The organism is Maribellus comscasis (assembly GCF_009762775.1).
Taxonomy (GTDB): domain Bacteria; phylum Bacteroidota; class Bacteroidia; order Bacteroidales; family Prolixibacteraceae; genus Draconibacterium; species Draconibacterium comscasis.
The window spans coordinates 3,525,334-3,537,819 of sequence record NZ_CP046401.1 but is presented as its reverse complement, the minus strand read 5'-3'; the positions used below and the strand labels follow the sequence as shown (position 1 = coordinate 3,537,819).

General features: G+C 34.7%; 12 protein-coding genes. All 12 read left to right on the top strand.

Going from position 1 to position 12,486, the window contains the following annotated elements; all coding sequences use genetic code 11:
* Positions 1 to 600: 600 nt before the first annotated feature.
* The 12 genes from GM418_RS13975 (at position 601) to GM418_RS13920 (ending at position 12,456) form a co-directional block, all read left to right on the top strand.
* A complete protein-coding gene (locus GM418_RS13975; protein ID WP_158867324.1) occupies positions 601 to 1,827 on the top strand; it encodes an IS91 family transposase in 1,227 nt (408 codons plus the stop codon).
* Positions 1,828 to 3,723: 1,896 nt separating this feature from the next.
* On the top strand, positions 3,724 to 4,950 hold the full coding sequence (locus tag GM418_RS13970) for an IS91 family transposase (RefSeq protein WP_158867324.1): 1,227 nt from the start codon (positions 3,724 to 3,726) through the stop codon (positions 4,948 to 4,950).
* Positions 4,951 to 5,370: 420 nt separating this feature from the next.
* Positions 5,371 to 6,411 carry a toxin-antitoxin system YwqK family antitoxin gene (locus GM418_RS13965; RefSeq protein ID WP_158867322.1) on the top strand — a complete coding sequence of 347 codons (1,041 nt, stop codon included), beginning with the start codon at positions 5,371 to 5,373 and terminating at the stop codon, positions 6,409 to 6,411.
* A gap of 142 nt (positions 6,412 to 6,553) precedes the next feature.
* Positions 6,554 to 7,327 carry a hypothetical protein gene (locus GM418_RS13960; protein WP_158867320.1) on the top strand — a complete coding sequence of 258 codons (774 nt, stop codon included), beginning with the start codon at positions 6,554 to 6,556 and terminating at the stop codon, positions 7,325 to 7,327.
* A 10-nt stretch (positions 7,328 to 7,337) separates the two neighbouring features.
* Entirely contained in the window at positions 7,338 to 7,871 is a 534-nt protein-coding gene (locus GM418_RS13955) for a hypothetical protein (protein WP_158867318.1), read from the top strand.
* A complete protein-coding gene (locus GM418_RS13950) occupies positions 7,852 to 8,115 on the top strand; it encodes a hypothetical protein (RefSeq protein WP_158867316.1) in 264 nt (87 codons plus the stop codon). The genes GM418_RS13955 and GM418_RS13950 overlap by 20 nt, the downstream gene beginning before the upstream one ends.
* Before the next feature lie 161 nt (positions 8,116 to 8,276).
* Positions 8,277 to 8,924 (top strand): hypothetical protein, encoded by a 648-nt coding sequence (locus GM418_RS13945; protein WP_158867314.1) that lies wholly within the window; start codon positions 8,277 to 8,279, stop codon positions 8,922 to 8,924.
* A 161-nt stretch (positions 8,925 to 9,085) separates the two neighbouring features.
* A complete protein-coding gene (locus tag GM418_RS13940) occupies positions 9,086 to 9,682 on the top strand; it encodes a hypothetical protein (RefSeq protein WP_158867312.1) in 597 nt (198 codons plus the stop codon).
* 3 nt (positions 9,683 to 9,685) lie between these two features.
* Positions 9,686 to 9,865, top strand: coding sequence for a hypothetical protein (locus GM418_RS13935; protein WP_158867310.1), 180 nt, complete (start codon positions 9,686 to 9,688; stop codon positions 9,863 to 9,865).
* Between the two features lie 165 nt (positions 9,866 to 10,030).
* Positions 10,031 to 10,933 (top strand): pentapeptide repeat-containing protein, encoded by a 903-nt coding sequence (locus GM418_RS13930; RefSeq protein WP_158867308.1) that lies wholly within the window; start codon positions 10,031 to 10,033, stop codon positions 10,931 to 10,933.
* Positions 10,930 to 11,835, top strand: coding sequence for a hypothetical protein (locus GM418_RS13925; RefSeq protein WP_158867306.1), 906 nt, complete (start codon positions 10,930 to 10,932; stop codon positions 11,833 to 11,835). Before GM418_RS13930 ends, GM418_RS13925 begins: the two co-directional genes overlap by 4 nt.
* Positions 11,836 to 11,940: 105 nt before the next feature.
* The gene (locus tag GM418_RS13920; protein ID WP_158867304.1) at positions 11,941 to 12,456 is read left to right on the top strand and encodes a hypothetical protein; all 516 of its coding nucleotides are present in this window, start codon (positions 11,941 to 11,943) and stop codon (positions 12,454 to 12,456) included.
* Positions 12,457 to 12,486 lie beyond the last annotated feature (30 nt).

Below are 12,486 nucleotides of genomic sequence, written 5' to 3'. Positions count from 1 at the left end.
ATAATAGTTGACCGGACAACGCCATGGGCACTGTTAACAAACTCTATTTACCTGCCCTGAAGAGAAAACTCCCCGTTGTAAAATGATAATTACTCCGCCTGGCGCCCGGACGAGCAGTTAATAAATGATATTTGTTTCCCCGACCGCCGGCAGACATTTAAATAATTGACAACAGCTTCATTTTTTAATTTTCCAACACTTTTTTATTGTTTTCCAACCCCGATTTAGTGGAATTATGTTTATTTTAGAAGAATTAAACCAAAAGCTTATGCCAATGCACCCAAAAACAACAAAAGTACCTTTTACAAACCTATTTTATTGGAAACGAAACATTTTGTAACACCTATAAAAAAAATAATGTGCACAAATGTGTCCTTCCACATACGTTGTACACAATGCTAAACGCAAAGCACAAATAACTCAATACATGACAGTTAACCTTGAGTGTCAAGATTGCCATTTCATTTTTAATGCAGATGTAGGTAGCTTGGAGATGGATAAAATCGGAACTTTAATTTACGAGAAGAAACCGACTTGTCCTAAATGTAAAGCTTACGACAAAGTATTTATAACCCCGCTTGGATTACAACAATTAGATAAATGGTTTATGAATTATCTAAATACAAAAATCGGAAAGTAAGAAAATTTACTCTCGCTGAATACTTTCAATCCTGGTGGGACAGGTATGTAAAATCGCCAAACCATTACATCACCCCCGAACAATACAAAGCGGTTGCAGCAATGCGCGCCTGCCGTACCGAAGCTTTGGGGATTGACCATTATGTTTGTGAAGAGTGCGGGGAAATAAGCCAGGTTTACCACAGTTGCAAGAACCGTTTTTGCCCAACATGTAGTTGGAAAGATACCATGCAGTGGGCAGAGAAAATAAAAGAACAGATGCTGGACATTCCCCACCGCCACGTGGTGTTTACACTGCCGCACAAACTCAACAACTTAATCAGCGACAACAAATGGGAACTTTTAAGTGCTTTATTCAAAGCAGCGGCCGAAGCCATGAAAGACTGGATGATGTATAAATACAATCTCACTCCCGGAATAATCAGCGTACTCCACACTTTTGGTGAAACAAAACAATTGCACCCGCACATTCACATGATCCTTTCGTGGGGAGGGGTTAACAAAAATAATTGCCTCGAAGAAATCAAAGGCGAGTATGTAAATTACAATTTCATCCAGACAAAATTCAGGTGCAAGTTTGAAGACAAACTGGTGGAAATGTTTGATTCCAATACTTTGGAGCAAAATTTTTCAGACAGGATGGATTTCCTCAAATTCATAAAAAAGATAAACGATAAAAACTGGAGAGTACACTTCGAACCGGCAATCCAAATCCCCGAAGAAGTGATTCGCTACATCGGAAGGTACTCGAAAAGGGCATGTATCAGCGAATATAAAATAACTAACATTGACGGGGAAAATATCTCGTTCAAATACAAAGACTATAAAAACCTTGACTTTTATGGAAAACCCATCGAAAAAGAATTAACCCTGAACTACCGTGAGTTTTTCCCAAGATTATTACAGCACGTGCCGCTGCCCTATTTTAGAATCGTAAGGTACTACGGAGCTTATGCTGCAAGAACAAAAGCAGTACTTAACAAAACTCTTGTCAAAAAATTAAATGAAACTTCAGAAATTGAAGAAAACGAAGAAATTTATGAAATGGCTGAAAACCCGAAAATCTGTAAAAACTGCAATACCGAAAAAACCTATTTATACTCAACCTTTAAAAACAAAAAAAATGAAACAATTTATATGACAAGGTTTAAACCTAAGAAAAACAAAATCAAAAAAATAGCGGCATAAAACCGATGGGATTGGTGTGCCCGGTTATGAAATAATGCTATTTTTATACAACTTTAAAACTAAATTCTGATTACAAAAAAGAAAATTTATGAAAACCTACAAACGAAATCCATTTTTAAGACAAAAAAACTGACCCTGAAAATGACAATTTCAAAAAGGTAATTTTATAAACTCTTAATAAATAGTAAAATGAAAACCAAAGCACAGTGTACAACAAAAGCTATATATAATGCGGGGTTCAGCAAGTAATCAAACCGCAGTTCTCTGTGCTACAACGCCAATTCGTCTTTGACGAATCGGCTTAAAAAGAAAATATGAATAAACGAATTGGCTCAGTGCAGCATTGACAGGTAACCGTTTCAAAGTCCCGCACTATACATAGCCGAACCGTTATGGTGCAGCGTGGGGGTTATCGTTAGTATGCGAACTTGTTCTTTAAAATATTGGTTATGGTGGGTTTTCACGCCCCACATTTTTGTGCTGGCTGATTGTGCTTTGTTGGATGGTGGGGCTGCGTTTAGCTCATGATAGCCCGCACTAAATGCAGTTCGGGCGGTCACAATGTTTGCAGGCTTCAACTCCTGCGCCAATTTTAACAGTTAAGTTAAACCAGTTGCGGCCAACGTGTTTAACAAAGCCGATAAAATTTATGGCTGGAAAGTGGTTGTTTACTGCTGAGGTTTAACTTCGTGGTTACCTGGCCTGGATGTCAAAATTGGCACATCACTTGGGAGGGGCAAACATTCCGCCAGCCCTCCTTCGGTGATAACATTTTAAGTAAGTCTCGGGCTGCCACGCAGAGGCTTTTGCCGACACCATAACAACAGCTATAGCCAATAAAGGCGCCGCTAAATTGCATTGGCATGACTATAAATGCTACAACGCCCATGCTTGGCAATGCTATTTAAAATATTTATATTGTAAACAAAAACTATAACTCTTTAAACAAAATAAAATCGAAACAAAAACGCATCGGCTCACGGTTATTATGGATGGATTATATATTCTAATCCTTTACTGCCCATAGCCGCGGCCGTTATGGTGCAGCGTGGGGGTTATCGTTAGTATGCGAACTTGTTCTTTAAAATATTGGTTATGGTGGGTTTTCACGCCCCACATTTTTGTGCTGGCTGATTGTGCTTTGTTGGATGGTGGGGCTGCGTTTAGCTCATGATAGCCCGCACTAAATGCAGTTCGGGCGGTCACAATGTTTGCAGGCTTCAACTCCTGCGCCAATTTTAACAGTTAAGTTAAACCAGTTGCGGCCAACGTGTTTAACAAAGCCGATAAAATTTATGGCTGGAAAGTGGTTGTTTACTGCTGAGGTTTAACTTCGTGGTTACCTGGCCTGGATGTCAAAATTGGCACATCACTTGGGAGGGGCAAACATTCCGCCAGCCCTCCTTCGGTGATAACATTTTAAGTAAGTCTCGGGCTGCCACGCAGAGGCTTTTGCCGACACCATAACAACAGCTATAGCCAATAAAGGCGCCGCTAAATTGCATTGGCATGACTATAAATGCTACAACGCCCATGCTTGGCAATGCTATTTAAAATATTTATATTGTAAACAAAAACTATAACTCTTTAAACAAAATAAAATCGAAACAAAAACGCATCGGCTCACGGTTATTATGGATGGATTATATATTCTAATCCTTTACTGCCCATAGCCGCGGCCGTTGTACACAATGCTAAACGCAAAGCACAAATAACTCAATACATGACAGTTAACCTTGAGTGTCAAGATTGCCATTTCATTTTTAATGCAGATGTAGGTAGCTTGGAGATGGATAAAATCGGAACTTTAATTTACGAGAAGAAACCGACTTGTCCTAAATGTAAAGCTTACGACAAAGTATTTATAACCCCGCTTGGATTACAACAATTAGATAAATGGTTTATGAATTATCTAAATACAAAAATCGGAAAGTAAGAAAATTTACTCTCGCTGAATACTTTCAATCCTGGTGGGACAGGTATGTAAAATCGCCAAACCATTACATCACCCCCGAACAATACAAAGCGGTTGCAGCAATGCGCGCCTGCCGTACCGAAGCTTTGGGGATTGACCATTATGTTTGTGAAGAGTGCGGGGAAATAAGCCAGGTTTACCACAGTTGCAAGAACCGTTTTTGCCCAACATGTAGTTGGAAAGATACCATGCAGTGGGCAGAGAAAATAAAAGAACAGATGCTGGACATTCCCCACCGCCACGTGGTGTTTACACTGCCGCACAAACTCAACAACTTAATCAGCGACAACAAATGGGAACTTTTAAGTGCTTTATTCAAAGCAGCGGCCGAAGCCATGAAAGACTGGATGATGTATAAATACAATCTCACTCCCGGAATAATCAGCGTACTCCACACTTTTGGTGAAACAAAACAATTGCACCCGCACATTCACATGATCCTTTCGTGGGGAGGGGTTAACAAAAATAATTGCCTCGAAGAAATCAAAGGCGAGTATGTAAATTACAATTTCATCCAGACAAAATTCAGGTGCAAGTTTGAAGACAAACTGGTGGAAATGTTTGATTCCAATACTTTGGAGCAAAATTTTTCAGACAGGATGGATTTCCTCAAATTCATAAAAAAGATAAACGATAAAAACTGGAGAGTACACTTCGAACCGGCAATCCAAATCCCCGAAGAAGTGATTCGCTACATCGGAAGGTACTCGAAAAGGGCATGTATCAGCGAATATAAAATAACTAACATTGACGGGGAAAATATCTCGTTCAAATACAAAGACTATAAAAACCTTGACTTTTATGGAAAACCCATCGAAAAAGAATTAACCCTGAACTACCGTGAGTTTTTCCCAAGATTATTACAGCACGTGCCGCTGCCCTATTTTAGAATCGTAAGGTACTACGGAGCTTATGCTGCAAGAACAAAAGCAGTACTTAACAAAACTCTTGTCAAAAAATTAAATGAAACTTCAGAAATTGAAGAAAACGAAGAAATTTATGAAATGGCTGAAAACCCGAAAATCTGTAAAAACTGCAATACCGAAAAAACCTATTTATACTCAACCTTTAAAAACAAAAAAAATGAAACAATTTATATGACAAGGTTTAAACCTAAGAAAAACAAAATCAAAAAAATAGCGGCATAAAACCGATGGGATTGGTGTGCCCGGTTATGAAATAATGCTATTTTTATACAACTTTAAAACTAAATTCTGATTACAAAAAAGAAAATTTATGAAAACCTACAAACGAAATCCATTTTTAAGACAAAAAAACTGACCCTGAAAATGACAATTTCAAAAAGGTAATTTTATAAACTCTTAATAAATAGTAAAATGAAAACCAAAGCACAGTGTACAACAAAAGCTATATATAATGCGGGGTTCAGCAAGTAATCAAACCGCAGTTCTCTGTGCTACAACGCCAATTCGTCTTTGACGAATCGGCTTAAAAAGAAAATATGAATAAACGAATTGGCTCAGTGCAGCATTGACAGGTAACCGTTTCAAAGTCCCGCACTATACATAGCCGAACCGTTAGCTGCAACCTTAAAACGAACATAATAAATGAGGCAACCACTTTTTATAATATTAATTTTCACTTTACTCGTATTTGAAGGAAATAGCCAAACCGTTGAAGAAAAAGTCGAGGATGCTTTAAGTAAGTGGATTGAAAACCCATCAATTGACAATAGTCAACTCGACCTTAATGTCTTAGAACAATTTAAAGACAGTGGACGATTCGAAAATGAAATAAAAGAGGGCAAGTGGATAGAATATGAGTTAGATACATCAATGATGGGAGAAACAACAACCTTAATTGTAGGTGATAAGCAACTACCAATGACACATAGTGCCAAAATTTTAAAGAAAATAGGTAGTTATTTGAAAGGACAAAAATCTGGTAGCTGGACAACCTTTGAATCATATGATAAAAAGTCTCCTTTTTTTTGGACTCGGACAGAAGTTTGTAACTACAAAGATGGAAAAAAACATGGAGAAGAAATTGTTTATCAAGGTTACGGTGAAGACCAAAGTCCTGTTGTAATAAGAAATTGGGATAACGGATTTGAATATGGTATTGGTAAAGTTTACGATTTAAACTATCCGTATAAACTTAAACAAGTCTTTTTCAATGATGGAGAAAAATATTGGTTATTGGAACAATACTATCCAGAGGGACAATTGGAAATCAAATACACTGACTCCATTGTATCCAATCAAGAGCTTAAATTTATGCAAGCATTTTTCGAAAATGGAAATTTAGAACAAACTGGATTCTATACAAAAGAGGATGTCAGATGTGGAGAGTGGATTGACTACTATTCAAATGGACAAATTGAAATAATCGGAAATTATGAGTTGGGGAATAGAAATGGATTCTTTGAATACTATTTTGAAAATGGACAACTGTGGACTGAATGTGAATATAAAAATGGTTTATTGTGGAATGTAAAATCAAACTTCAACTCAAAGGGGGAAAAGAGAGAAAAAGGGACATTAAAAAATGGAACTGGAACATTTTATATCTATGACATGGATGGTAAACTAACCGATATAATTGAGTTTAAAAAAGGAGAAACTATAACAAAAAAAGGCAGCAGCTAACACGTGGTATAAGGCATGGCTGGGTTTGTGCGGATTCGACAAGTCGAATCTCGTCCCAACCTCAGTTTCGGTCGGACTGGTCAGACTCTCGTCTGACCGCCACGACCTCATACCACCACCGTTACCACACATTTGAAAAAAGATGAAAACACATTTTAAGATTAGTATCTCGATGACTTTATTGATTATATTCTTTTCCTGTAATCATGGGAAAGACAATCAACAACAAATCGAAAACGAAAAAAATGAGACAATCTCAAATCGTCCCAGTATCAAAGATTATATTTTAGATAGTAAAAGACCTGATATTATAAAAGAATGCCAATTGGGCAATTTATATCAAGTCAAAAAAATATCAGTTGGCGGATTGTCGGGACAACTTGATGTCCATTTAAATGCTGACACTCTTGTTGAAAAGATTGAGTTTAATTGTAATGACTTACGTAGGAATATTAATTACGATGAATTTCTAAAATTAGTACGAATCAAATATAAACTTAATTCAATGGATTCTCTTAAAATTGGAGCATTCCCTGTTGATAATGAAAAATTTAAGTTCTCCAGTGGTACAATTAATTGGTTTAATGATAGCACCTATTTTTCTCTGTATTATAACGAGTATGATGATTATGCTTCGGTTGGTTCAATTGAAAAATGGTGGAGAAAAAGAAACCTTTTAAAGGTGGCGAAACAACATGGTTACGGCAGCTCTGAATATAAATCTCTTAGTGAAAATTATATACAGTCAACGCTCAGGAAAATGTCAATTCTAAGATTTTCAATTTCAAGTAGTAATTTGCAGTTTAATGATGCAATAAAAAACAAAACAGAATATCGGAAAGCAAATAAAGATTGGCAAGAAAAAAGAAATATAGAGAAACAAAAACGACTTGAAAACTTACTTAACGACTTCTAAACTTCAAATTATGAATAAAGGACTATTGCTATATATCTTTCTGTTATTAAATATATGTTCCTATGCTCAATGCAATTGTAACCAAATTAACAAAGGAGACGAAATTATCTCTCAATGTATACCACAACCTATTGCAGAAGATAGGTTTACGCAAGTGGGCATAGCATTTATTTCGACGATTAATCGCACAGACATGATTTTAAGTGGGCGTGATAAATCTATTAAGAATTACATTTCAGTTTCAGTACGTTTCGACGAAACTTCTCTGGAATTAACTGATAATTTGGAAATTAATCTTTTAAATGGTACCGCTATTTCTCTAAAGTTATTAAAAAGCGGAGAAAATTTTATTGGCGGTAGTGAGGTCGTTAATGCGGTTTATCCGATAGAGAAAAATTTAGTTGACTTAATCAAAAAATCAAAAATAAATACCATTGGACTTCATTTTGAAAATGATATACTCAGAATGTACAGATGTGATTTTAACCAAGATGTATTAATGGAACAAATTAAATGTATTGAGAATGGAATTAAAAACGATTAAAGCAATTGGTCAAAAAATAAGTGAGATTTCCTTAAATCAACAGGAAGAAAAAAAAGTCTATATGATATATGACGACTTAGGCGGTCAAATAACATTGACTTTCAACAAAAAGCACAACAGATTTAATGGACATAATCACAGAGTTACAGAAGGATTTAGTGGTATGTATTCTAATAATATTTTGTCATTCAACACACAAGATGGAAAGACAATAACTTTAACATTATCAGAAATTAGAGAGTAAATTAATAAAAAACGTGTGGTAACACGGTACATATTGCAGGGCGGGGTTTGGTGGTACACCAACTGCGGATTCTCGCATCGCAGTTCCGTGTCCTTCGGACAGGAACGCTCTTCGAAATCCGCCCCGACAACATGTACCAACCGTTACCGCAAATAATGAAAATGAAGATTATCAAAATATTAGCATTGGTTTTAATAATGACTTCGTGTAAGTCAAACCAACCAGAGAAAAAAGACACTGATATAAAATCTGAAGACGTCGGATTTGTATTAAATCCAAAACTTATTGATGATTTTTACCATGATGAAAGGTTAAATCCAGACAATCCCGAATTGACAAATTATCGTGTCAAAGAATTTGTCGTTGATTTAAATCAAAATCAAAAACCTGACTCAATAATTCTATATCAACTTAATGGATTCGAAAATGCCCCAGGAGATTTTCATCAAATAGAGATTAAAATGGATAATGGTGAGAGTTGGGAAAAAACCAATTTTGACGGCTGGGTTCGTTTTGACAATAATTACATAGTACCTGATTTGGTAAAAGAACAAAATCAATTAAATACGGATTTGTTGTTGTTGACAGATTTTGAGAAAACAAAAATAATTGGGTTGTTTAGCTGGGTTTATGCAAGCGAACCTGGACTATTAACTTTTATAGAATTTAGTACTGGAAAACCAAGAATAATGCTCAATAAAAAATTTGACTTGACTCAATTGGATTCGAATAAAATTGCAGTTGAGAATTACAATAGTGAATATCAAATTGAGTTAATTGACAATAATTTAGAATTGAAAAAAGAATAAATTACTTGCGGTAACACAGTACATATTGCAGGGCGGGGTTCAGTGGTATGCCAATTGCGGATTCTCGCATCGCAGTTCCGTGTCCTTCGGACAGGAACGCTCTCCGAAATCCGCCCCGACAACATGTACCAACCGTTAACGCCAAGTTTAAAAAAGAGAACATGAAAGCATTTTTAATCATAATTTTTGGATTAATCTCGCTTGTTGGTAATTGTCAAGTACCAGATATGAATGACCCTGAGAAATTTCCATATCAAGTCAATGAATGGTTTGTTGATTCAATTAATAATAAGCCAATCAACTTTTACTTAAATAATACTGACATTGACAAATACTCAAAACTATTTTATCAAGGAAAATTTGCTGTGTCGGACGATGATTTAACGTTTGCTTTTCTTGATAGTGTTTTGACGACAAATCAGGAAACGAAAGACTTCTATTTGTTTGTTTTTAACTGTGTGCTTAGAATTACTGACGGGGCATTGTCTGAATACATTGGACAAGATTGTCGAGCTTATCTAGAGAAATATCCATGCGATTTTATAAAAATTAAGAATAATAAATTGTACTCTGACAATTATGAGAAGTGGATTGGCTTTGCGGCATTTGAATATTACTTTGACGAAAATCCAATTGAAAAGACAAACCAAACATTTGAAATCATTAAACAAAACCTAGAAAGAAATTGTGCGCCCCAAAGTTCTGAACTTGAAAATATTCGATTGAAAATAATTGAACATATAAAAGAAAATGAATAGAACATGAAAATATTTGGGATAATTTTAATGGTTTTAGGATTCTTGGGAATATTTGGTAGTTTTTTAAACCCTATAAAAGGAGCTTGGGACGAGAAACTTACAGCATACGCAATTGAATTAATTATGATTATTGTAGGAATATATCTGATTAAAAAAAGTAAAACAAAAAAAACCAGGCGTTAACACATTGTATATGGCAGGCGGGGGTTTTAGCGGTCTGACAAGTCAGACCTCGTGCCCACTTTCCTGCGGGTCTGACACGATTTCTTCCAGAAATCCCGCCCGACCACATACAAGTGACCGTTGTGTGGCATTTAAACTGACGACAAAACATAAGACAATAGAGACATGTTAAACAATTTCTTTTCACTCAATAACCCATTTCAGGAAATTCCAACACAGGTGGAATTTGAGAGATTAATTGGGATTAGCAGTGATTTAAAAAATTTGATTTATAAACCTGATGAGTTAAAACCGACTGGTACTCATCCAAAATTAAGAATCAGAGATTTTAAATTTTCTAATTTTAGTTTTTCAAAAACTGTTATTTCCGATGTTGTGTTTATCAATTGTAAGTTTACCGATTGCCTATTTATTGGAGTAACAATAAAAGACTGTGAGTTTCACAACTGTGTATTCAAAAATGTCAATACATTTAAAATATCGATTGAAGAAACTTATGTAAATCCAGAATCATTTATTAATTGTATCAAGGGAAGAGATAAATCAAACATAGCAATACATTTATTTCAACAACTCTTACATAATTCAAAACAACAAGGTCAAGCAAAATTTAGTAGAGTTGCAGAATACAACTTCAAAAAATGGCGAGATAAATTAATACTTAATAAGTTCATAAAAAGGCAACCTTATGGAATTTCAGTTTTGACCTTTTTGAGAGATTATCCAATCAATAGTATTTTTCGAATAACTTTTGGATATGGTCTTAGATTTAGAAACTTCTTCGCTACGTTTCTTGTTTGTTTTCTCATATTTTTCTCAGTCAATTATAGTAAATGGCAAAGTTATTCCTTGGCACAAAAGGATATATCAATTGAAGCATTTAATCCAGACAGTGTTTCCTTTACCTCAAACTTCTTTTATACTTTGGATGTAACAACAAAACTTATTGATTCACAGTTTCAACCCAAATCCGATGTTGGAATGTTTTGGCTATCATTTCAAAGCATCTTTGCATTTATACTATTATCAGCTTTAATAACTTTACTTGTAAACAGATTTGTAAGATGAAAAAATACAGCATAATAAAATTCGGGTCTCAATTAAACTCTAATTTTGACAAATACAGTGATAAGGATTTATTAGTTGTGGCTGACACATCCAGGCATCTTTCGTTCCTATATGAAAAATATTCAAGTCAAGGGTGGTCTGTATCTGGATATACATATTCAAAACTTAAATACCTTTCAAATAAAGGAAGTCTGTTTATTAGTCATTTGAAAAAGGATTCTGAGATATTATTTGATTATAGAAACAAATTCCAAGAATTACTAGATTCACATCAAATTGAAAGAGATTTCAAAAATGAAATAAAAGGTTCAAAAGACTACTTTGACATCCTTAGAAATATCCCTGATAATCAGCTAGGCTATGCTTGGTTTGCTGACTGTTTTTATGTAGGCCTTAGAAATTATTTAATATTTAAAAATGCAGAACGAAATATTTTTGAGTTTTCTTATTTAAATATAATCGAGCTTTTAAGACAGAATTGTCAGGTTACAGAAACAGAATACACTCTATTAAGGGAATTAAGGGTAGTTAAATTTAACTATAGAGAAGACATTCTAGATGAGCTTCCATCAAAATTATATGTACTATCATTGATTCAAATTGCACGTAAACTTGATTTATTTGAGAGCAGTAATTTTATTGAGACACTTTTGTTTGAGAATCTTACTCTTTCTTACATCAAAGAATCCAATTTTAATGGTTATCAAAGATTAAGGCTTATAGAAGGAATATATTGTGCCAAAGAGATTAATATTCCTGAAGTAAAACGGATTATTTCAAATCCACAATTTTACGCTAGTAGACTGATGGATAATAAATTCATGATGGAGATAATAAGACAATTAAATAAAAACGCCACACAACATTTTGTAAATTTAATGGCAGGGAAAGTGCATGTTTGATATTTTTCATCATCGCACTAAATGTGTATCAGTTTGACAGGAATGTAGCCCGCAAACTGCCACTAAACTTACAATTTACCGTTAGCAACTATTTAAAACTAAGATATGAGCAAATTTCCTATTGACATTGTAAACCTAAACAATGAATTCAAAGATGAAATTGAAACCGCTGTCAGAATAGCGAATTCAACACAAATTGAATTTAACTTTTCAATTGTGAATGATAGAATTAAAAGAAAATATGAATTGCTAAATTTTGACAATATCAAAGCAGATGAATTCTTCTTAGAAGCTACAAAAATAAGAGATGAACATAAAGGTTTCTATCCGCACATTTTATTTCTTACAGAATCTTCAATAGAAGATGATGGTTGGCAAAATCTTTTTGGCACTACATATACGGATTTAGGATTCTCAATTTTGACGAGTCATTCTGTCGCAGACTTAATAATTCCCAAAGAAAAAATGGTATCATATTTTGTTTATTACCTTCCAAGAATGGCATTGAAATTTGTAATAAAGGATAAATACAATCACTTTGAACCATCAGAAAAAGGTTGTCTTTTCGATTTTTGCGAAAATTGGTTATTTCGGTCTGACCATGCCACACTTTTCGGTTGAAACCGTGCCACTTTGAGAGATGGTACAATT